The organism is Paraburkholderia sp. CI3 (assembly GCF_050436505.1).
GTDB lineage: Bacteria > Pseudomonadota > Gammaproteobacteria > Burkholderiales > Burkholderiaceae > Paraburkholderia > Paraburkholderia tuberum.
Genome location: NZ_JBNDMI010000004.1, coordinates 2451458 through 2471879 on the forward strand (window position 1 = coordinate 2451458; position 20422 = coordinate 2471879).

Below are 20422 nucleotides of genomic sequence, written 5' to 3' on the forward strand. Positions count from 1 at the left end.
ATGAAAAAGCCGGCGTCCCAACGGACGCCGGCTTTCCTTATTCAGCGGCAAAGCAGGCCGATAAGCCGGATTCTGTGCACGCGCCGCGCCCGAAGACTCGACCCGCGTGGCAGCCATTCCTCTAGGCGCGCCATTACTGACGCGCTCAAGCTTCCTACCCGCAGACGAGACGGGGGCCCCGTCCTGCATCGCGAAGATGCGCGCCTGCCTACTTGGAATTGCTCCGGGTGGAGGTTACCGTGCCGGTCTGCCTTGCGACAGCCGCGGTGCGCTCTTACCGCACCGTTTCACCCTTACCTGATCCCGACTTGCGCCGGGCCATCGGCGGTTTGCTTTCTGTTGCCCTGTTCCGCGTGTCGCCACGGATGGCCGTTAGCCATCACCCTGCCCTGTGGAGTCCGGACTTTCCTCGCCCTCGTTGGCCGAAGCCGTCGAGGCCGCGACTGCCTGGCCTGCTTTGCTGACGCGAATTTTAACACCGAACGCGGAAACGCCTAGCGCTTGCGCCTCCCCGTGCGGAACACGGACGTGTCGTCGTAGAACGCCGGCGATTCGTTCTCGGACCACCAGCCCGGAATGCCGAGCACCGGCAGCGGCGCGAACATGCGGCTCGTCAAAGCGTCGGGGCCGAGCAGCGCCGCGCTGACGGCTTCATCGAGCCATGCGTCGCGCGTCGGGGTGTCCCATTCGAAATACTCTGCCGGAACGTCGACGATCCATGCATGGCCGGTGCAGCCCTTGAACGGCGCGATCAGCTTTTCGAGCAGCGCATGGCCGAAGCACCGCACTTCGCAGCTCCGCCCCCACGCATCGCGCCACGCGACACACAGCGTCTGCCACTCGAAGCCGCGTAGCGCGGCGCTCAGCGAAGAATCGGCGCAAGCGAACAGCAGCGCGTTTTCGTCGAAGAGGGTCAGCATGTCGCGCACACCGCCACGCGTCGGGCCCACGCCGAGCACGTCGAGCTCCGCCGACTGGCGCGCGTTCAGCGCCGCCTTGATGCGCGGAAACGCGAACCACATCGAACCGTTGAAGAAGTCGTGCAGATTGTGGCGCGTCGGCACGCAACCGGTCGACGCTATATGCCCCTCGTACGCGGCACCCGGTGGCAGGTCGTCCTGCGCGATGAACGCAAGAGGCTGGCCGCGGCCGGTGGTCTGTTGCATCTGGGCGGCGTCGGCGTTCATCGCGGCGAGAAGGTCCGCGTAGCCGGTCAGCGCGGCTTGCTGCCATCGCTGACCGCGTGTGGCGAATTGCGCGAACCACGGCTTCGACCAGTCGATTGCGGCGAAGCACGGTGGCTGAGGCTCGGGTGCCATGCCGCGCGCAGCTTTGGCCGCCGCGGCTTCATGGTCTACCGCGGAGCCCGCTTTCGCCGCCTTATCAATATTGGCAGCGCGCTGCCCCGCCTCACGCTCCCGCATCTACCGCAGCCTCAAACGAGACGCCAGCCAATCGACTCCCCGCCTCGCAGCGGCACGACCGGCGTATCGCCGGCCGGCAGCTCGGCCGGCAGCGTCCATTGCTCGCGACGCAGCGTGACCTTCTCCGTATTGCGCGGCAGACGGTAGAAGTCCGGACCATGGAAGCTCGCGAAGCCTTCGAGCTTGTCGAGCGCGCCGGCCTTCTCGAATGCTTCGGTATAGAGCTCGAGCGCGTGGAGCGCGGTGTAGCAGCCCGCGCAACCGCACGCGTGTTCCTTCAGCCCTTTCGGATGCGGCGCGCTGTCGGTGCCGAGGAAGAAGCGCGGATCGCCCGAGGTCGCCGCCTCGACCAGCGCGACGCGATGCGTCTCGCGTTTGAGCACCGGCAGGCAGTAGTAATGCGGACGGATGCCGCCCTGGAAAATCGCGTTGCGGTTGTACAGCAGATGGTGCGCGGTGATCGTAGCGCCAAGCAGTTCCGGCGCGACGCCCGCTTCGCGGACGTAGTCGGCCGCGTCCTTCGTCGTGATGTGCTCGAACACGACCTTCAGCGCCGGAAATGCGCGGCGCAGCGGCATCATCACGCGATCGATGAAGACCTTTTCGCGATCGAACAGATCGATGTCCGAATCGGTCACCTCGCCATGCACGAGCAGCGGCATGCCGACTTCCTGCATCACTTCCAGCGTCTTCGCGCACTTCATCAGATCGGTGACGCCCGCGTCGGAGTTCGTCGTCGCGCCCGCCGGGTACAGCTTCACGCCGTGCACGAAGCCGCTCTCGCGCGCGCGGCGGATCTCGTCGGGCAGCGTGTTGTCGGTCAGGTACAGCGTCATCAGCGGCTCGAATCTCGCGCCCTCGGGAATCGCGGCGATGATGCGCTCGCGATATGCCTTCGCCATCGCGGTCGTCGCGACCGGCGGCTTCAGGTTCGGCATGATGATCGCGCGACCGAACTGGCGCGCGGTGTCAGGCAGCACGGCCGCGAGCATCGCGCCGTCGCGCACGTGCAGATGCCAGTCGTCCGGGCGGACCAGTGTGACGGAATCGGGGGAAACGTTGGAAGCAGTCATGGCAGGAATACGAGACTTCGCGCGCCTCGCTGATCGACCGGTCAAACCGCGTTGTAGCGGCCCAAACACATGTCAATTTCGCTATTTGGCGGGTTCGGCTCGGTGATATGCTTGAAAGATCATCATTGTAACGGCTCACTCCGTTCACAGGCTCACCTGCAACATGTGCCAACTTCTCGGAATGAATTGCGCCGCGCCGACGGACGTCACGTTTTCCTTTACCGGCTTTGCGGCGCGTGGCGGCGTCACCGATCACCACGCCGACGGCTGGGGCATCGCTTTCTTTGAAGACAAGGCGTGCCGCTTGTTCATCGATCATCAATCGTCGGCCACGTCGCCGATCGCCGAGATGGTCAAGCGCTATCCGATCAAATCGAAAAACACGATCGCGCACATCCGCAAGGCGACGCAAGGGCACATCCTGCTCGAAAACTGCCACCCGTTCATGCGCGAACTGTGGGGGCGTCACTGGATCTTCGCGCATAACGGCGACCTGCAGGCTTACGCGCCGGAACTGAACGGCGTGTATCAGCCGGTCGGCACGACCGACAGCGAACTCTCGTTCTGCGCGCTGCTGGAAGGTTTGCGTAAGGCTTTTCCGGGCGCGCAGCAGCCGCCGCTTCACGAGCTGTTCGCCGCGCTCGAGACGCTCACGCGTGAAATCACGCAGTACGGCGTGTTCAATTTCCTGATGTCTAACGGCCAGGCCCTGTTCGCGCATTGCTCGACGCATCTGCATTACCTCGTGCGTCGCTGGCCGTTTTCGACCGCGCATCTGGTCGACGCGGACGTGTCGATCGATTTCGCCAAATACACGACGCCCGAAGACCGCGTCGCAGTCATCGCGACCAAGCCGCTGACCGACAACGAAGTGTGGACCGCGTTCAAGCCCGGCGATCTGCTGATGTTCCAGCATGGCGACGTGATCGGCCACGCCAATATCCCGGTGCCGCAGTCGGTGCTCGAAAAGTTGCGCAATCCGGCACTCGACGCATCGGCATCGGCCACGACGATCGCGGCGTCGAACGGCGCGCACGCGGTGGGCACGAGCGCAACCACGATTTCACCCGACAGCGAAACCGATCTCGAAGCCGCCGATGACACGGCAGCGTTCGAGTCGTAAGCCGCCGCGTCACCCTACGCCTGCGAAACAAAAAGCCGCTCCACGGAGCGGCTTTTTTTCGTCCCGCGCGAGCCCCGAAACGAGGCCTGCGCGCCAACCCTCAGTCTCAGTGCAGAATCTTCGCGAGAAAATCCTTCGCGCGATCCGACTTCGGATTCGCGAAGAAGTCTTCCTTGCGGTCGTCTTCGACGATCAAACCCTTGTCCATGAAAATCACGCGATGCGCGACCTTCTTCGCGAAGCCCATTTCGTGCGTCACGCACATCATCGTCATGCCTTCCTGCGCGAGTTCGACCATCACGTCGAGCACTTCGTTGATCATCTCCGGATCGAGCGCCGAGGTCGGCTCGTCGAACAGCATCGCGATCGGGTCCATGGAGAGCGCACGCGCAATCGCCACGCGCTGCTGCTGACCACCGGACAGCTGCCCCGGATACTTGTCCGCATGTGCGCGCAGACCGACGCGATCGAGCAGCTTCAGGGCCTTCGCGGTCGCCTCGTCGTTCGAGCGGCCGAGCACCTTGACCTGCGCGAGCGTCAGGTTCTGCACGATCGACAGATGCGGAAACAGTTCGAAGTGCTGGAACACCATGCCGACCTTCGAGCGCAGCTTCGAGAGATTGGTTTTCTTGTCGGTCAGTGACTGGCCGTTGATGACGATCTCGCCCTTCTGGAACGGCTCGAGTCCGTTGACGGTCTTGATCAGCGTGGACTTGCCCGAACCGGACGGCCCGCACACCACGACCACTTCGCCCTTTTTGACTTCCGTCGTGCAGTCGGTCAGCACCTGGAAATGGCCGTACCACTTCGAAACATTCTTGATAGAGATCATCTTGCGACCTTTTTCTGAAGACCTTTGACGAGGCTCGACGCGATCACGCAGATCACGAAATAACACGCGCCCGCGAACAGTACCATCTCGACGTTCGTGCCGTCACGATCGCCAATATTCGTAGCCGTGCGGAAGAAGTCGGCGAGGCTGATCACGTAGACGAGCGACGTGTCCTGAAACAGCACGATACCCTGCGTGAGCAGCAGCGGCACCATCGCGCGGAACGCCTGCGGCAGCACGATCAGGCGCATCGCCTGCCCATAGGTCATGCCGAGCGCGAACGACGCGTTGACCTGACCACGCGGCACCGCCTGAATGCCGGCGCGGATGATCTCCGAATAATACGCGGCCTCGAACAGCGAGAACGCGACCATCGCCGAGGCGAGCCGGATGTCGATGTCGGCCGACAGACCGAGCACGCTTTGCAGCACCTGCGGCACGATCAGGAAGAACCACAGCAGCACCATCACGAGCGGGATCGAACGGAAGAGCGTCACGTAACCCTGCGCGAACCATCCGAGCGGCTTGATCGGCGACAGTCGAAACATCGCGAGAATGGTGCCCCAGATGATGCCGAATACGATCGCGATCAGCGTGATCTTGAACGTGATGATCGCGCCGGTCCATAGCGTAGGCAGCGCGCCCGGAATACCGCTCCAGTCGAAATGATGCATCACTTTCCTCCGATATAGCCGGGCAGCCGGGCCTTCACTTCGACCCAGCGCATCAGTTGCATCACGATCAGATTGATCAGCATGTATGCGACCGTGACTGCGATGAACGACTCGTAAGTTTGCGACGTGTAGTCGACGAGCTGGCGCGCCTGCGCGGACAGATCGAGCAGACCGATCGTCGAGGCAACCGCGGAGTTCTTGAAGATGTTCAGAAACTCGGAGGTGAGCGGCGGCACGATGATGCGGTAGGCGACCGGCAGCAGCACGTAGCGATACGTCTGCCACTGCGTGAAGCCCACCGCCAGACCGGCCGCGCGCTGGCCGCGCGGCAACGCGTTGATGCCCGAGCGCACCTGCTCGCACACGCGCGCGGCGGTGAAGAGGCCCAGACACACGATCGACGATGAGAAGAACTGCGCGCCCGGCGGCAATTGCTTGAACCAGTTGCCGATCGACACAGGCAGCAGCTCCGGTATCACCAGATACCAGATGAAGAACTGCACGATCAGCGGAATGTTACGGAAAATCGCGACGTAGACGGTGCCGACGCCCGACGCCCATTTGTTGGGCACCGTGCGCAGCACACCGAAGAGCGAGCCGACGATCAGCGCGATCACCCATGCCGACAGCGACACGGTGACCGTCACCCGCAGCCCCGAGAACAGCCAGCCCAGATAGGTGGTGGGCTCGCCCGTGGAGACGGGACTCAGCAGAATGCCCCAGTTCCAGTGATATGACATGACCAAGACTCCGGCAAAAAGAAACGGAAGAAGCGCGTGGCCCCTTCCGTTCCGTTCAGCGTTTCGAAAGTGTCGAAAAAGCAGCTAGGGTTTAGTCGATTGCCTTGTCGTTCGGGTTCTTGAACAGCGCACGCATATCGTCGCTCATCGGGAAGTTCAGGTTCAGGCCCTTCGGCGGGATCGGCGATTCGAACCAGCGCTTGTAGATCTGTTCGCCTTCGCCCGACGTTTGCACCTTCGCGATGGCGTCATCGGCGACCTTCTTGAAGTCGGGGTCGTTCTTGCGCAGCATGCAGCCGTACGCCTCCCGCGATTGCGGCGTGCCGACGATCACGAAATCGCCCGGGTTGCTCGACTTCGCGCGCTCGCCGGCGAGCAGCGCGTCGTCCATCATGAACGCGGCGGCACGGCCCGTCGACAGCGTCAGGAACGATTCGCCGTGATCCTTCGCGCTGATGATGTTCATGCCCATGTTCTTGTCCTGGTTCATCTTGCGAAGCAGGCGCTCGGACGTGGTGCCGGCGGTCGTGACGACCGTCTTGCCCTTCAGGTCCGGGAAGTCCTTGATGCCGGAATCTTTCTTGGTCATCAGGCGCGTGCCGATCACGAAGATCGTGTTCGTGAAGGCAGCCTGCTGCTGACGCTCGAGGTTATTCGTGGTTGAGCCGCACTCGATGTCGACCGTGCCGTTCTGCACGAGCGGAATGCGGTTCTGCGACGTGACCGGCACGAGCTTCACCTTCAGGTTCGGCATGTTCAGCTTTTGCTTGACGCCCTCGACGATCTTCATCGCGTAATCCTGCGAGTAGCCGATCACGTTCTGCTTTTCGTCGTAATAGGAGAATGGGATCGACGATTCGCGATGGCCCAGCGAAATGACGCCCGTATCCTTGATCTTTTTCAGCGTGCCCGAGTCTTGCGCATGCGCGCCAACCGTAAACAGTCCGAGAGTCGCGAGCAGCAGCGCAGCTTTTTTAATCTTCATCTTGATCTCCTTGGCAAGAACCGGCGCCAGTGTAACAAAGTAATTTTTCTGAAAGTATCGCTATTAACCATTCTGTTGCGCGCACGCCGCGATGGGCCCGCGGCGCCGTGGCACGGCCGTTTCGCGCATATGAGAAGGCGGGCGGCATCGATAGGATGCCGCCCGCCGGTCAAACACGCCGTCTTGTGGACCGCGTTGATGCACGAAATTTCGACGGTATGCGCCTCCCGCCCCGGATACCGGGCCGCGTCACCGCCGTTTCAAACAAGATAGGACACGGCCCATCAGGGATACAAGCCGCGCATCTCGCGCGCCTGCAAAATCCGCTTACACGCGACGATGAACGCAGCCGTGCGCACCGACACGTTCTGCTCGCTCGACACCTGCCACACCGCCGCGAACGCTTCGCGCATCACGCGCTCGAGGCGCTCGTTGATCTCGTCTTCGGTCCAGAAGAAGCTCGAGAAGTCCTGGACCCATTCGAAATATGACACTGTCACACCGCCGGCATTTGCGACCACGTCCGGAATCACGAGGATGCCGCGATCGTGCAGGATGTCGTCCGCCGCCGTAGTGGTCGGGCCGTTCGCGCCCTCGACGATGATCCTGGTCTTGATCTTGCCGGCGTTTTTTTCGGTGATCTGATTTTCCAGCGCCGCCGGAATCAGGATGTCCGACTCGACGGTCCAGAACTCATCACCGGTGATCGCGTCCGCTTCGGGGAAACCGCCGACGCCGCCCGTCTTCGCGACGTAGTCGAGCAGCGCGACCGCGTCGATGCCGGTGGACTTGTACACCGAGCCGGTGTGGTCCTGCACCGCGACGACCTTCGCGCCCGCCTCCTGGAACAGACGCGCGGCGATGCCGCCGACGTTGCCGAAGCCCTGCACCGCGATACGTGCGCCTTCGATGTCGAAGCCGATGCGGCGAGCCGCTTCGCAGCCCACCACGAATACGCCGCGGCCGGTCGCCTCGCGACGGCCGAGCGAGCCGCCGAGCGTGATCGGCTTGCCCGTCACGACGCCGGTGGCCGTCTGGCCCTGATTCATCGAGTACGTGTCCATCATCCACGCCATGATCTGCTCGTTCGTGTTCACGTCCGGCGCGGGGATGTCGGTATTCGGTCCGATGATGATGCCGATCTCGCTCGTGTAGCGGCGCGTCACGCGCTCGAGCTCGCCACGCGACAGCGTGCGCGGATCGACGCGGATGCCGCCCTTCGCGCCGCCGTACGGCACGTTCACCGCCGCATTCTTCACCGACATCCACGCGGACAGCGCCATCACTTCGGATAGCGTAACGTCCTGGTGATAACGCACGCCGCCCTTGCCCGGACCGCGCGACACGTTGTGTTGCACGCGATAACCCTCGAAGTGCGCGACCGTGCCGTTGTCGAGTTCGATGGGCACGTCCACGACGAGAATGCGCTTCGGGCGTTTCAGGGTTTCGAGCCAGCGGGACAGCGAACCGAGATACGGCGCGACGCGGTCGACCTGGCGCAGATAGTTGCCCCAAGGGCCGAGGTCTTCCTTATTGAGGTAGGAGGGAACGGCTTGCAACGTTGAGGCGGCTTGTACCGATTCTGCGGCTTGTTGCTGGGCTGACATGAACGCTCCGGCGTTTGATCGAGTACGGGCATTGTCGAAAAACGCCGTATCGAAATCCAATGCCGTTTCCTTATCCCGTTATGTTTTTCTTGCATAACGTTCGCAAAGCCGCAAATTCGCGTCGTCGCGACGCAGGTTCGAGTTTGAGTTTTATGCCGCGGCTCAGGCGGCGCTCTGCCGGAGTTCCTCCGACACCACGTCCCACAACTGGCGCACGAGAATCTGGCGCGCGTCGTCGCTTTTCGCGGCGAGCTTGTCGCGATACAGGCGAATCTCCATGCTGAGCGTCAGTTGCCCTTCCGGCGTGCCGCGCGTCGCGCGATCGAGGCGGATCAGCCGGCCTTCGGCCACCGCATCTTCGACCGCGCTATGCGGCAGAAACGCGATGCCGTGACCAGCGAGCGCCATCGCCTTGAGCCCCTCGGCCATGTCGGTTTCGTAGAGCCGGTCGAGGTACAGGCGCTCCGGCGCGTTCGCGAGAATCACCTCGGTCATGCGCCCGAGGTACGCGTTCGGCGTGTACGACAGATACGGCGCGGGCGCATCGGCCGAGCCTGGCAGCGTGTGACGCGGCCGCCCCGCGCGGGCCGGTGCCGAGAACGGGCTGATCGACTCGTGGCCGAGCGTCAGCATGTCGTAGCGCGCCGGATCGAGCGCGACCGGATGGCTCGGATGGTGGTAGCCCATCATCAGATCGCAGCCGCCTTCCACCAGCGAGAGCGCCGCGTCGTGCACGTTCAGCGCGCGCAGCCGCGTGTGGATCGGGCCCATCTGCGTCTCGATGCGCTGCAGCCAGCGCGGGAAGTAAGTGAGAGACAGCGTGTGGGGGACCGCGAATTCGATCGTCGCCTGCGGCGTCGCCGTGTGGCCGCGCAGCAGCGCGCGCGCCTCGTGGAATTGCGACAGCATCGCGAGCGCCTGCTCGTTGAACACCTGGCCGGCCGCCGTGAGCCGCGTCGGATAAACAGAACGGTCGATCAGTTCCGTGCCGAGCCACGCCTCGAGCGCCTGGATGCGGCGCGAGAAAGCCGGCTGCGTGATGTGGCGCAACTCGGCCGAGCGGCTGAAGCTACGCGTTTCCGCGAGCGAAATGAAGTCTTCGAGCCATTTCAGTTCCATGCGCTTGCGCTTGCCGTCGAGAGGGAAGAAGCCTGCATTCTAGCGGCGCGGATTGCGACCGACGCATCCGGGCGGGCCGATCGCGTCACAGTGGTAAAATCCACGGTTCCCTCCGTTCCCGACCCGCTCGCTGAGCGCTCAACCGCTTCAATCCGGTCCTCATCATGTCCGACACCCGCCCCGACACCCTGTTCGCGCTGAACGCGCTTTCCCCGCTCGACGGCCGCTACGCCGCCAAAACCGAAGCCCTGCGCGACTGGCTCTCGGAAGCCGCCTTCATGCGCAATCGCGTGACGGTCGAAATCCACTGGCTGATCGCGCTGTCGCGCGCCGGCTTCGCCGAAGTGCCGCGCTTCTCCGAGGCGTCCGAGCAATTCCTGCTGCAACTGGCCGAGCGCTTCACCGCGCACGACGCCGCGCGCATCAAGGAAATCGAGCGCGTGACGAACCACGACGTGAAGGCCGTCGAATACTGGTTGAAGGAATCGGTGAAGGGCCATGAAGAACTGGAGCGCGCGAGCGAGTTCATCCACTTCGCGTGCACGTCGGAAGACATCAACAACACGTCGCACGGCCTGATGCTCGCCGGCGCGCGCGAACACGTGATCCTGCCGGCGCTGCGCTCGGTGCATCAACGCCTCGTTGCGCTCGCGCACGCGCAAGCCGCCCAGCCGATGCTGTCGCGCACGCACGGCCAGCCGGCCAGCCCGACCACGCTCGGCAAGGAAATCGCCAACGTCGCCGCGCGGCTCGCGCGTGCGATCGAGCGGATCGCGAAGGTCGAACTGCTCGGCAAGATGAACGGCGCGGTCGGCAACTTCAACGCGCACCTGTCCGCGTATCCGGAGTTCGACTGGGAAGCATTCTCGAAGGACGTCGTCGAGAACCGTCTGAAGCTCGCGTTCAATCCGTACACGATCCAGATCGAGCCGCACGACTACATGGCCGAGCTGTTCGACGCGCTCTCGCGCGCGAACACGATCCTGCTGGATCTGGACCGCGACGTGTGGGGCTACATCTCGCTCGGCTACTTCAAGCAGCGCACGAAGGCCGGCGAAATCGGTTCGTCGACGATGCCGCACAAGGTCAACCCGATCGACTTCGAAAACTCGGAAGGCAACCTCGGCCTCGCGAACGCCACGTTGCGCCACCTCGCCGACAAGCTGCCGGTGTCGCGCTGGCAGCGCGACCTGACCGACTCGACGGTGCTGCGCAACATCGGCGTCGCGTTCGGCTACTCGCTGCTCGCGTACGACTCGCTGATCCGCGGCCTCGACAAGCTCGAAGTGAATGCGCAGCGTCTGAACGAAGACCTCGACAACTGCTGGGAAGTGCTGGCCGAGCCGGTGCAGACCGTGATGCGCCGTTACGGCATCGAGAATCCGTACGAGCAGCTGAAGGAGCTCACGCGCGGCAAGGGCATCACGCGCGAGGCGCTGCAGAGCTTCATTGGCGGCCTGGCGATTCCGCAGGACGCGAAGGACCGCCTGCTCGCCATGACGCCCGGCTCGTACATCGGCCGGGCCGTCGAACTGGCGAAGCGGATCGGCTGATCTGCTGGCCCAGCTTCTTCAATGCATAAAAAAGCCGCTCCGAGGAGCGGCTTTTTTTCGTCCCGCGTTCAAAGCTGGAACGCGAAGCAATCAACGACTCAGCGCGCTTCGACCTGCCTGAGCACCTCGTCGACGATCTGTTCCGGCGTCAGATCGATGCTGACCGTGATCGCTTCGTCGTCACCGGGCTCCTCGAGCGTATCGAGTTGGCTTTGCAGCAGCGACGGATCGAAGAAATGCCCGGTGCGATCCCCGAGACGCTCCGCGAGCACCTCGCGCGAACCCTTCAGGTAGACGAAGCACACGTCCTTGTCGCCGGCACGCAGAATGTCGCGATATGAGCGCTTCAGCGACGAACACGTGAACACCGCCGTCTCGCCCGCTTTCTGCTTTTCCTCGATCGCCGCGCGGATCGTCTTCAGCCACGGCCAGCGGTCTTCGTCGGTGAGCGGAATGCCGTGGTGCATCTTCTCCTTGTTCGCCGCGCTATGGAACGCGTCGCCGTCGGTGAACGCACAATGCAGGCGCTCGGCCAGCATTTCGCCAATCCTCGTCTTGCCGGCGCCCGACACGCCCATTGCGATCAGAATCATTTGAAACTCCTTACAGGACCGCCGCGAGCGCGAAGGTCAGGCCCAGCCCCATCACCGAAATGATGGTTTCGAGGAGCGACCACGTCTTGAAGGTCTGCACCACCGTCATGCCGAAATATTCCTTGATCAGCCAGAAGCCGCCGTCGTTCACGTGCGAGAAGATCAGCGAGCCCGAGCCGGTCGCGAGCACCATCAGTTCCGGCTTCACCTGCACCGCGCCCGCCGCCGCGATCGGCGCGACGATGCCGCAGGCGGTCGTCATCGCGACGGTGGCCGAACCGGTCGCGAGACGCATCATCGCCGCGACGAGCCAGCCGAACAGCAGCGGCGACAGATGCACCGCGGTCGCCACGTTGGTGATTTCCTTCGAAATGCCGCTATCCATCAGTACGCGGCCAAAACCGCCGCCCGCACCGACGATCAGTGTAATACCCGCTATCGGCGCGAGACACTCGCCGCAGAACTTCTGGATCTGCTCGCGGTTGAAGCCGCGGCTCGCGCCGAAGGTCCAGAAGCTGACCAGCACGGCCGTCAGCAGCGCGACGTCGGTGTTGCCGAAAAAGCGCAGCAGATCGTTCGGCAGCGTCTTCGGCTCGAAGACCAGGTCGGCCCAGCTGCCGACCAGCATCAGGACCACCGGCAACAGGATCGTGACCAGCGTGATGCCGAAGCTCGGCAGTTCGCGCTTCGGTGCAGCGGCCTTCGCGGCGTTACCACTTTGCACGCCGTTGGCGTCCTTCACGTCGCTGCCCAGAAATTGCGCGGCAAGCGGATTTTCCTTCGGCAACTGGATATGACGGCTCACCAGCAACGCGAACAGCGGACCCGCGACGATTGCGCACGGCACGCCGACGATCAGACCGTAGGCGATCGTCTTGCCGATGTCCGCGTGAAACGCCTGCACGGCGAGCAGCGCGGCCGGGTGCGGCGGAATCAGCCCGTGCACGACGGACAGACCCGCGACCATCGGCAGGCCGACCAGCAGCAGCGATTTGTTGGTGCGCTTGGCGACGTTGAACGCGATCGGAATCAGCAGCACGAAACCGACTTCGAAGAACACCGGCAAGCCGACGATGATCGCGACCACCATCATCGCCCAGTGAATGTGTTTCTCACCGAACCAGTTGATCAGCGTGGTCGCGACGCGCTCGGCGCCGCCCGATTCGGCCATCATCTTGCCGAGCATCGTACCGAGACCGACGACGATGGCAATGTGCCCGAGCGTGTTGCCGTTCCCCGTTTCGAACGATTTGACGATGGTCTGCATCGGCATGCCGGCCACGAGGCCCAGCAGCAACGACACGATGATCAGAACGAGAAACGGATAGACCTTGAAGCGCGTGATCATCAAGATCAGCAGCGCGATCGCGATCAATGCGTAGACCAGCAGCAAGCTGCCGTGGGCAGATTCCATGAAGCCCCTCCTTTGGTTTATTGATTTCAGAGTGCGGATGCGGCCGGCACTTCGTCTCACGGCAACCTGCGCGATGCCTGAAAACCCGGCTAGCCGCGCGGACGCTGAATTTTACTGTTTGTTTCCAGAAAGCGCGCGCAAATCCAGCACGCATATCAAGTAAAAAAAGAGTCTCGGCGCGACAGCCTGATGCGGCTGTATCGACGAGACTCCTGGGCCCGGTTCAGTTGACCGATGCGTTATTGGGTTGTGGGGCTTAGTGCGCGGGTGCCGCCAGCTGGCTCGCGGCGCGCGCGAGGCGCGTGAGCTCGTCCCAGTTCTGCGCGGCGAGCGCGGCCTTCGGCGTGAGCCACGAACCGCCGACACAGACCACGTTCGGCAGCGACAGGAAGTGCGGCGCGCTTTCCGGCGTGATGCCGCCGGTCGGGCAGAACTTCAGCGCCGGGAACGGGCCGTGGAACGCCTGCAGCATCGGCACGCCGCCCGCCTGCTGTGCGGGGAAGAACTTGACGATCTCGTAGCCGAGCTCGAGCGCGAGAATGATGTCCGACGGCGTCATCACGCCGGGCAACAGCGGCAGACCCACATCCTGCGCGGCCTTGTGCATGTCCTTGGTCAAACCCGGCGACACGCCGAACTGCGCGCCCGCCTTCTTCGCCTGGGCGCAATGCTCAGGCTTCGTGATCGTGCCGACACCGACCACGATGTCGTCCGCGAGTTCGCACGCACGCTCGATCGCGCCGATGCCCGCCGGCGTGCGCAGCGTGATTTCGAGCACCTTCACGCCGCCCGCGTGCAACGCACGCGACACGTGTTCGCCCTGTTCGACCGTGTCGAACGCGAGCACCGGAATCACCGGGCCGAGGCGCACGATATCGCTTACTGTTTTCGACGTCATAGTCAGACTCCTTGTTTCTGCGGCGCCGCGCCGGCTTGCGCGGTGCTCGTGTGATGGTCGCTGGGTTGATGGCCGTGCAGATGGTCACCGTCGTGGCCGTGCTTGTGATGGCTGCCGTGGCCGTGCTGGCCGTCGACCGTGCCGCCCTCGCCGACCAGCTTGCCGAACACCGACGCGCCCTGCTCCGCCGGCGCCGCCGCCGCACGGAACACGCCGAACAGCTCGCGGCCGAAGCCGACTTCGTTGTCCGCCTGATGCAGCGGCTCGGCGTTCGGACGGGCGGCCCACTCGGCTGCGTCGATCTCGATGTCGAGCACGCCCGCTTCGGCGTCGATCACCAGCATGTCGCCCGTGCGCACTTTGCCGATCGGGCCTTGCAGCAATGCTTCCGGCGACAGATGAATGACCGCCGGCACCTTGCCCGACGCGCCCGACATACGGCCATCGGTCACCAGCGCGACATGGAAACCCTGATCCTGCAGCACACCGAGCAGCGGCGTCAAACGATGCAACTCGGGCATGCCGTTTGCGCGTGCGCCCTGGAAGCGCACCACCGCGATGAAGTCGCGCTTGAGCTCGCCCTTGTCGAACGCTTCCTGCACTGCTTCCTGCGAATCGAACACGATTGCCTGCGCCTTTACCTTGCGGTGCTGAGCCGCGACCGCCGAAATCTTGATTACGCCGCGGCCGAGCTTGCCCTGCATCAGACGCAGGCCGCCGTCCGGCTGGAACGGCTCCTTGATGCCGCGCAGCACCGCTGTGTCCGCGCTCGCCTCGACACCTGCCACCCATTGCAGCTTGCCGTCGAGCAGCTTCGGCTCCTCGGTGTAGCGCTTCAGGCCCTTGCCCGCGACCGTGTTCACGTCTTCATGCAGCAGACCGCCTTCGAGCAGATTGCGCACGAGGAACGCGACGCCGCCCGCCGCGTGGAAGTGGTTCACGTCGGCCTTGCCGTTCGGATAGATCTTCGCAAGCAGCGGTACCGCCTGCGACAGCGTGTCGAAGTCGTCCCAGTCGATCACGATGCCGGCCGCGCGCGCGATTGCGACGAGGTGCAGCGTGTGATTGGTCGAGCCGCCGGTCGCCAGCAGCGCGACGATGCCGTTGACGATCGCCTTCTCGTCGACCACATGGCCGATCGGCATGTAGTGGCCGCGCTCGACCGTCAGATCGAGCACGCGGCGCGCGGCCTGCGCGGTCAGCGCGTCGCGCAGCGGCGTGTGCGGATGCACGAAGGCCGAGCCCGGCAGATGCAGGCCCATCACTTCCATCAGCATCTGATTACTGTTCGCGGTGCCGTAGAACGTGCAGGTGCCGTGGCTGTGATAGGCGGCCGCTTCCGCTTCGAGCAGCGCGTCGCGGCCGCACTGGCCGGTCGCGAACTGCTGACGCGTCCTGGCTTTGTCGTCGTTCGACAGGCCGCTTGCCATCGGGCCGGCCGGCACGAAGATGGTCGGCAAATGGCCGAACTGCAGCGCGCCGATCAGCAGGCCCGGCACGATCTTGTCGCAGATGCCGAGGCACAGCGCCGCGTCGAACATGTTGTGGGTAAGCGCGACGGCCGTGCTCATCGCGATCACTTCGCGCGAGAACAGCGACAGCTCCATGCCCGCGTTGCCCTGCGTGACGCCGTCGCACATCGCCGGCACGCCACCCGCGAATTGCGCGACGCCGCCGTTTTCGCGCGCGGCCTGCTTGATGATGTCCGGGTAGTTTTTGTACGGCGCGTGCGCCGACAGCATCTCGTTGTACGACGAGACGATGCCGATATTCGGCTCGCGAATCTGCTTGATCACGAGCTTGTCGTTGCCCTCGAGGCCGGCGAAACCGTGAGCGAGGTTCGCGCACGACAACGCGCCGCGCGCCGGAAAGCGCCCCTGCGCATGCTCGATGCGGGCCAGATACGCTTCGCGCGTGGGCTTGCTGCGCTCGATCACGCGTTGCGTGACCTTCAACAATTGCGAATGCGGGGAAACCATCGGAGCTCCTTCGTCGCTGGCGGCAGGCGCACGCATGACACCTGGCGGTATCGCGGGGTTGTGATATCGAACGACGTCATCTTAGTAGAAAAACTACACGATCGCAATGACGAACTCTGTTGCGGCGCCGCATGGCGCGGATCGCCAGGTCGCCCTACTGGCGGCGCCTCAGCGCTTTACAGCAGAAACCCAGGGAATACACTTACTCGCCGATATGTAGTTTTTGTACCTAGCTTTTGTGCGCCAACGACCAATCGGATATAGTCCACACGTTCTTCAGCATAGTGCGAGTTTTCCGATGATGCTGTCCCAGGTGGAAGAGATGCGCGACCAGCTGCGCCCGTCCGAGCGCAAGCTGGCCGATTACGTGATCGAGGCGCCGCGCGAGGTGCTCGATCTGTCGATGACCGAGGTCGCCGCGCGCGCGGGCGTGAGTCAGCCGACGATCGCGCGCTTCTGTCACGCGCTCGGTTTCTCCGGCTTTCGCGAATTCAAGATCCGTCTCGCGCAGGGCATCGCCAGCGAAGTACCCGCCGTCTATCGCGACGTGCGGCCCGACGAGCCGACGCCGGGCGTCGCCGCGAAGGTGCTCGACCGGACGATCGGCGCGCTGATTCAGGTGCGCAACAATCTGTCGTCGGATAGCGTCGCCGCGGCGATCGACATGCTCGCGCAAGCGAAGCGCATCGAGTTCTACGGAGCGGGCGGCTCAGGCATCGCCGCGCTCGACGTGCAGCACAAGTTCTTTCGGCTCGGCATGCCGAGCGTCGCGTATTCGGACCCGCATACGTTTCTGATGTCGGCCGCGCTGCTCGGACCTGGGGACGTGGTCGTCGCGATTTCCAATACGGGCCGCACGCGCGACATCATCGATGCCGCGAAGGCCGCGCTGAACGCGGGCGCGAAGGTGATCGCGATCACGCACGGCAATTCGCCGCTCGCGCGGCTCGCAACCGTGGGCCTCTTTGCGAACGTCGACGAAGACACCGACATCTTCTCCCCGATGACCTCGCGCGTGTCACATCTGGCGATCGGCGACATTCTGGCGGTCGGCGTCGCGCTGACCCGCGGGCCCGAACTGCTGGAGAAGCTCGCACAAACGAAGGAAGTGATCCACCGGCGGCGGGTGGATTCGCAGGGGTGAACCGCTGCGATGGAATGCGGAACGACGGGATAACGCAAAAGGGCGGTGTGCCATTCAACCGGCATACCCGCCCTTTGGTCTTTTCCAGCGCCCTGCTTAACGCCGTCAGCCGCTCAGAACGGCTTGATCACCACCAGCGCGACCGCGGCGAGCATACCGAGCACCGGCAGCTCGTTGAACATCCGATACCACTTGTCCGAGCGGCGATTCTCGCCGCGCTCGAACTTGCGCAACAGCACGCCGCAATACGCGTGATAGATGATCAGCAGCACGACGACGCCGACCTTCGCGTGAATCCAGGCCTGCCCGCTGCCGATGCCGATCACGAGCCACAACCACAGGCCGCACGCGATCGCGGGCACGGCGATGAAGCTCATGAAGCGGAACAGCTTGCGCGCCATCAGCAGAAGACGCGCCGTCGCGGCGGGTTCCGTTTCCATCGCCAGATTGACGAAGATGCGCGGCAGATAGAACAGGCCGGCAAACCAGGAGGCAATCAATACGATGTGAAACGTCTTTACCCAAAGCATCGGCGGGGGTCCTTGTGGTCCTTGTTGTTGTGGCGCCGGTGGTTGTGGCGCTTCGATTCGTGCTTTATTGACGGCCTTCGCCATGACCCAGCACGACGTATTTCAGCGACGTCAGCCCTTCGAGGCCGACCGGGCCGCGCGCGTGCAGCTTGTCGTTCGAAATGCCGATCTCGGCGCCGAGGCCGAACTCGAAGCCGTCCGCGAAACGCGTCGACGCGTTGACCATCACGCTCGCCGAATCGACTTCGCGCAGGAAGCGCATCGCGCGGTCGTGGTCTTCGGTGACGATCGCGTCGGTGTGCTGCGAGCTATACGTGTTGATGTGCTCGATCGCCGCGTCGATGCCGTCGACCACCTTGATCGCGAGCACCGGCGCGAGATATTCGGTGCGCCAGTCTTCCTCGCTCGCATCGACGAGCGGACCCACGCCCGCATCGGCCAGCACCGCGCGCGCCGCCGCATCGACGCGCAGCTCGACGTCCTTGCCGCGATACAGCTTGCCCAGCGGCGGTAGCACCTCAGCGGCGATGCCGCGCGCGACCAGGAGCGTCTCCATCGTGTTGCAGGTGCCGTAGCGGTGCGTCTTCGCGTTGTCGCAGACGTTCAGCGCCTTCGGCAGGTCCGCGCGATCGTCGACATAAACGTGGCAGATGCCGTCGAGGTGCTTGATCATCGGCACGCGCGCTTCGTTCATCAAACGCTCGATCAGGCTCTTGCCGCCGCGCGGCACGATCACATCGACGTACTCGGTCATCGTGATGAGCTTACCGACCGCCGCGCGGTCCGACGTCGCGACCACCTGCACCGCGTCCTGCGGCAGACCGGCCGCTTCGAGGCCCTCGCCGATCAGCTTCGCGAGCGCGGTATTGCATTCGAGCGCTTCCGAGCCGCCGCGCAAAATGGTCGCGTTGCCGGACTTCAGGCACAGCGCCGCCGCGTCGATCGTCACGTTCGGGCGCGATTCGTAGATGATGCCGATCACGCCGAGCGGCACACGCATCTGGCCGACCTGGATACCGCTCGGCCGGTACTTCAGATTGCTGATCTCGCCGATCGGGTCGGCCAGCGCCGCGACCTGGCGCAGGCCTTCGACCATCGTTTTCAGCGCCTTGTCGGACAGCGTCAACCGGTCGATGAACGCGGCATCGTGGCCCTTGCCGCGGGCGCGTTCGAGGTCGCGCGCGTTGGCGGCCTTCAGCAGATCGGCATCGCGCTCGATCGCCTCGGCAACGGCCGCAAGCGCCGCATTCTTCGCGGCGGTCGACGCCCGCGCCATCGCGCGCGAAGCCTGACGGGCGCGTTGGCCGAGGTCGGTCATGTACTGGTCGATATCCATGGTCATTCTCGTGATGCCCCGCACGTTGGCATGCGGTGGTCGGGCAAGATTAGCGAAAGATCAAACGATTGTAAGTCGGGTACCGGGGCTTTGCTCGCACGCGGGCGGCGGGTGCACTGTGCTGTCGCAGGTTCGCCGATGCGTTTCGTTCGGCGCGTGGCACGCGAAACACGCTGGTCTGTATGTGTGGAACGACTGGCAGTTGGTACACGATTGCTCGCGTCAGCCACTGCTTCGACGCTCGCGCGAATCAGCTGTGTCGCTTCAGACTGGCCGCCGCGCTGGCGCCGCCGTTGGCACCCGAGGTCGCGGCGGCGGCACTGGCGAAGCTGCCGACGGTTTTGGCGCCGCCACCGTCATTGCGAGTTCGAACAGGCCGTCCCACGGATCGGGCGGCGGATCGTTGCGATGATTACCCGGCGTGCCGCCCGACAGCCCCTTCACCTGCCGGTCGAGCCGCGCCGCCAGCGCGAGTGCCGTCTCGAGCGCCGCTTCGCTGACGCGCGACAGCGCAGGTCCGATCAGCCGTTCGCGCGGACCCCATACGCGGTTCTCGCGCGTGAGCATCGCGAGCGGCTTGCCAGCCGCGACGCCGCGCTTGATCCGCAGCAGCGTGCGCACTTCTTCGACGACCGCCCACAGCACGAGCACCGCGGCCTCGCCTTCACCGCGCAGCCCGTCGAGCATGCGCGCGAGACGGCCGACGTCGCCCGCGAGCATCGCCTCGTTGAGCTTGAACACGTCGTAGCGCGCGACGTTGAGCACCGCGTCCTGAACCTGATCGAAGCTCAGCGAGCCGTTCGGATACAGCAGCCCGAGCTTCTGGATTTCCTGATGCGCGGCGAGCAGATTGCCCTCGACGCGCTCGGCGATGAACGCGAGCGCACGCCGCCCCTCCTCGCCGGCTGCGACGCGCTGACCCTGGGCCGCGAGCCGCTGCCCGACCCAGTTCGGCAGCTGCGCGCGCTCGACCGGATCGATCTTCAGCGCGACGCCGGCGTCGGCGAGCGCGGCGAACCATGCCGACTTTTGCGTGGCCGCATCGAGGCGCGGCAGCGTAATCATCGTCAGCACGTCGTCGTTGACGGTGGATGCGAGCGCCTTCAGCGCATCGGCGCCTTCCTTACCGGGTTTGCCCGACGGAATGCGCAACTCGACCAGCTGACGGTCGCCGAACAGCGACATCGACTGGCTCGCGCCGAGCAGCGAGCTCCAGTCGAAACCGCGCTCGACCGTGAACACCGAGCGGTCGGTGAAGCCGGCCGCGCGCGCCGCCGCGCGGATGCGATCGCACGCTTCCTGCGCGAGCAGATGCTCGTCGCCGTATACGACGTACAGTCCGGCGAGGCCGCGGGCGAGATGCGCTTCGAGCGCGTCAGGTCGCAGTTGCATGGCTGG

The 20422-nt window shown here is 64.2% G+C and carries 18 protein-coding genes and 1 other RNA gene; 3 read left to right on the forward strand and 16 right to left on the reverse strand.

Features of this window, described 5'->3' with window-relative positions; all coding sequences use genetic code 11:
• Nucleotides 1-45: 45 nt before the first annotated feature.
• The 3 genes from rnpB to pyrC all read right to left on the reverse strand — a co-directional run bounded on the left by rnpB (nucleotide 46) and on the right by pyrC (nucleotide 2497).
• Nucleotides 46-459, reverse strand: an RNA gene (gene rnpB, locus OKW29_RS32725) — RNase P RNA component class A.
• A 35-nt stretch (nucleotides 460-494) separates the two neighbouring features.
• Nucleotides 495-1424, reverse strand: a complete 930-nt coding sequence (locus OKW29_RS32730; RefSeq protein ID WP_429293922.1) for a DUF3025 domain-containing protein — start codon at nucleotides 1422-1424, stop codon at nucleotides 495-497.
• An 11-nt stretch (nucleotides 1425-1435) separates the two neighbouring features.
• The gene (gene pyrC, locus OKW29_RS32735; protein WP_429293923.1) at nucleotides 1436-2497 is read right to left on the reverse strand and encodes a dihydroorotase; all 1062 of its coding nucleotides are present in this window, start codon (nucleotides 2495-2497) and stop codon (nucleotides 1436-1438) included.
• Between the two features lie 163 nt (nucleotides 2498-2660).
• On the opposite strand from pyrC, the gene OKW29_RS32740 reads away from it, so the two are divergent.
• Nucleotides 2661-3620, forward strand: a complete 960-nt coding sequence (locus tag OKW29_RS32740; protein WP_429293924.1) for a class II glutamine amidotransferase — start codon at nucleotides 2661-2663, stop codon at nucleotides 3618-3620.
• A gap of 106 nt (nucleotides 3621-3726) precedes the next feature.
• On the opposite strand, the gene OKW29_RS32745 is transcribed toward OKW29_RS32740, so the two are convergent.
• The 6 genes from OKW29_RS32745 to OKW29_RS32770 all read right to left on the reverse strand — a co-directional run bounded on the left by OKW29_RS32745 (nucleotide 3727) and on the right by OKW29_RS32770 (nucleotide 9577).
• On the reverse strand, nucleotides 3727-4452 hold the full coding sequence (locus tag OKW29_RS32745; protein ID WP_090801826.1) for an amino acid ABC transporter ATP-binding protein: 726 nt from the start codon (nucleotides 4450-4452) through the stop codon (nucleotides 3727-3729).
• Entirely contained in the window at nucleotides 4449-5126 is a 678-nt protein-coding gene (gene gltK / locus OKW29_RS32750) for a glutamate/aspartate ABC transporter permease GltK (protein WP_184022936.1), read from the reverse strand. The genes OKW29_RS32745 and gltK overlap by 4 nt, the downstream gene beginning before the upstream one ends.
• Nucleotides 5126-5866, reverse strand: a complete 741-nt coding sequence (locus OKW29_RS32755; protein WP_018421789.1) for an amino acid ABC transporter permease — start codon at nucleotides 5864-5866, stop codon at nucleotides 5126-5128. Before OKW29_RS32755 ends, gltK begins: the two co-directional genes overlap by 1 nt.
• A 91-nt stretch (nucleotides 5867-5957) precedes the next feature.
• Nucleotides 5958-6851 (reverse strand): glutamate/aspartate ABC transporter substrate-binding protein, encoded by an 894-nt coding sequence (locus OKW29_RS32760; protein WP_429293925.1) that lies wholly within the window; start codon nucleotides 6849-6851, stop codon nucleotides 5958-5960.
• Nucleotides 6852-7135: 284 nt separating this feature from the next.
• Nucleotides 7136-8458: a Glu/Leu/Phe/Val family dehydrogenase gene (locus OKW29_RS32765; RefSeq protein ID WP_429293926.1), complete on the reverse strand. Its 1323-nt coding sequence runs from the start codon at nucleotides 8456-8458 to the stop codon at nucleotides 7136-7138.
• 162 nt (nucleotides 8459-8620) lie between these two features.
• Nucleotides 8621-9577 (reverse strand): LysR family transcriptional regulator, encoded by a 957-nt coding sequence (locus OKW29_RS32770; protein ID WP_429293927.1) that lies wholly within the window; start codon nucleotides 9575-9577, stop codon nucleotides 8621-8623.
• Nucleotides 9578-9741: 164 nt separating this feature from the next.
• On the opposite strand from OKW29_RS32770, the gene purB reads away from it, so the two are divergent.
• Nucleotides 9742-11130 carry an adenylosuccinate lyase gene (gene purB, locus OKW29_RS32775; protein WP_429293928.1) on the forward strand — a complete coding sequence of 463 codons (1389 nt, stop codon included), beginning with the start codon at nucleotides 9742-9744 and terminating at the stop codon, nucleotides 11128-11130.
• A 98-nt stretch (nucleotides 11131-11228) separates the two neighbouring features.
• Here purB and OKW29_RS32780 read toward each other — a convergent pair whose 3' ends face one another.
• The 4 genes from OKW29_RS32780 to edd all read right to left on the reverse strand — a co-directional run bounded on the left by OKW29_RS32780 (nucleotide 11229) and on the right by edd (nucleotide 16014).
• A complete protein-coding gene (locus tag OKW29_RS32780; RefSeq protein WP_090801834.1) occupies nucleotides 11229-11723 on the reverse strand; it encodes a gluconokinase in 495 nt (164 codons plus the stop codon).
• A gap of 10 nt (nucleotides 11724-11733) precedes the next feature.
• Nucleotides 11734-13137, reverse strand: a complete 1404-nt coding sequence (locus tag OKW29_RS32785; protein WP_429293929.1) for a gluconate:H+ symporter — start codon at nucleotides 13135-13137, stop codon at nucleotides 11734-11736.
• 256 nt (nucleotides 13138-13393) lie between these two features.
• Nucleotides 13394-14035 carry a bifunctional 4-hydroxy-2-oxoglutarate aldolase/2-dehydro-3-deoxy-phosphogluconate aldolase gene (eda, locus tag OKW29_RS32790; RefSeq protein WP_429293930.1) on the reverse strand — a complete coding sequence of 214 codons (642 nt, stop codon included), beginning with the start codon at nucleotides 14033-14035 and terminating at the stop codon, nucleotides 13394-13396.
• Between the two features lie 2 nt (nucleotides 14036-14037).
• Nucleotides 14038-16014, reverse strand: a complete 1977-nt coding sequence (edd, locus tag OKW29_RS32795; protein WP_429293931.1) for a phosphogluconate dehydratase — start codon at nucleotides 16012-16014, stop codon at nucleotides 14038-14040.
• A gap of 298 nt (nucleotides 16015-16312) precedes the next feature.
• Here edd and OKW29_RS32800 point away from each other — a divergent pair, with 298 nt between their 5' ends.
• Nucleotides 16313-17158 carry a MurR/RpiR family transcriptional regulator gene (locus tag OKW29_RS32800; protein WP_184066743.1) on the forward strand — a complete coding sequence of 282 codons (846 nt, stop codon included), beginning with the start codon at nucleotides 16313-16315 and terminating at the stop codon, nucleotides 17156-17158.
• Nucleotides 17159-17271: 113 nt separating this feature from the next.
• Here the strand turns inward: OKW29_RS32800 and OKW29_RS32805 are convergent, their stop codons facing one another.
• From OKW29_RS32805 to holA, 3 genes are all read right to left on the reverse strand, one after another.
• Complete coding sequence (locus OKW29_RS32805) at nucleotides 17272-17688, reverse strand: CopD family protein (RefSeq protein ID WP_429293932.1); 417 nt, start codon at nucleotides 17686-17688, stop codon at nucleotides 17272-17274.
• Nucleotides 17689-17752: 64 nt separating this feature from the next.
• Nucleotides 17753-19024: a glutamate-5-semialdehyde dehydrogenase gene (locus tag OKW29_RS32810; RefSeq protein WP_184050922.1), complete on the reverse strand. Its 1272-nt coding sequence runs from the start codon at nucleotides 19022-19024 to the stop codon at nucleotides 17753-17755.
• Between the two features lie 264 nt (nucleotides 19025-19288).
• Nucleotides 19289-20416 carry a DNA polymerase III subunit delta gene (gene holA / locus OKW29_RS32815; RefSeq protein ID WP_429293933.1) on the reverse strand — a complete coding sequence of 376 codons (1128 nt, stop codon included), beginning with the start codon at nucleotides 20414-20416 and terminating at the stop codon, nucleotides 19289-19291.
• Nucleotides 20417-20422: the final 6 nt, after the last annotated feature.

Bases quoted from the DNA above. Each gene is read 5' to 3' on its own strand.
- OKW29_RS32730 (WP_429293922.1), bottom strand. From the start codon at position 1,424: ATGCGGGAGCGTGAGGCGGGGCAGCGCGCTGCCAATATTGATAAGGCG.
- pyrC (WP_429293923.1), bottom strand. From the start codon at position 2,497: ATGACTGCTTCCAACGTTTCCCCCGATTCCGTCACACTGGTCCGCCCG.
- OKW29_RS32740 (WP_429293924.1), top strand. From the start codon at position 2,661: ATGTGCCAACTTCTCGGAATGAATTGCGCCGCGCCGACGGACGTCACG.
- OKW29_RS32745 (WP_090801826.1), bottom strand. From the start codon at position 4,452: ATGATCTCTATCAAGAATGTTTCGAAGTGGTACGGCCATTTCCAGGTG.
- gltK (WP_184022936.1), bottom strand. From the start codon at position 5,126: ATGCATCATTTCGACTGGAGCGGTATTCCGGGCGCGCTGCCTACGCTA.
- OKW29_RS32755 (WP_018421789.1), bottom strand. From the start codon at position 5,866: ATGTCATATCACTGGAACTGGGGCATTCTGCTGAGTCCCGTCTCCACG.
- OKW29_RS32760 (WP_429293925.1), bottom strand. From the start codon at position 6,851: ATGAAGATTAAAAAAGCTGCGCTGCTGCTCGCGACTCTCGGACTGTTT.
- OKW29_RS32765 (WP_429293926.1), bottom strand. From the start codon at position 8,458: ATGTCAGCCCAGCAACAAGCCGCAGAATCGGTACAAGCCGCCTCAACG.
- OKW29_RS32770 (WP_429293927.1), bottom strand. From the start codon at position 9,577: ATGGAACTGAAATGGCTCGAAGACTTCATTTCGCTCGCGGAAACGCGT.
- purB (WP_429293928.1), top strand. From the start codon at position 9,742: ATGTCCGACACCCGCCCCGACACCCTGTTCGCGCTGAACGCGCTTTCC.
- OKW29_RS32780 (WP_090801834.1), bottom strand. From the start codon at position 11,723: ATGATTCTGATCGCAATGGGCGTGTCGGGCGCCGGCAAGACGAGGATT.
- OKW29_RS32785 (WP_429293929.1), bottom strand. From the start codon at position 13,137: ATGGAATCTGCCCACGGCAGCTTGCTGCTGGTCTACGCATTGATCGCG.
- eda (WP_429293930.1), bottom strand. From the start codon at position 14,035: ATGACGTCGAAAACAGTAAGCGATATCGTGCGCCTCGGCCCGGTGATT.
- edd (WP_429293931.1), bottom strand. From the start codon at position 16,014: ATGGTTTCCCCGCATTCGCAATTGTTGAAGGTCACGCAACGCGTGATC.
- OKW29_RS32800 (WP_184066743.1), top strand. From the start codon at position 16,313: ATGATGCTGTCCCAGGTGGAAGAGATGCGCGACCAGCTGCGCCCGTCC.
- OKW29_RS32805 (WP_429293932.1), bottom strand. From the start codon at position 17,688: ATGCTTTGGGTAAAGACGTTTCACATCGTATTGATTGCCTCCTGGTTT.
- OKW29_RS32810 (WP_184050922.1), bottom strand. From the start codon at position 19,024: ATGGATATCGACCAGTACATGACCGACCTCGGCCAACGCGCCCGTCAG.
- holA (WP_429293933.1), bottom strand. From the start codon at position 20,416: ATGCAACTGCGACCTGACGCGCTCGAAGCGCATCTCGCCCGCGGCCTC.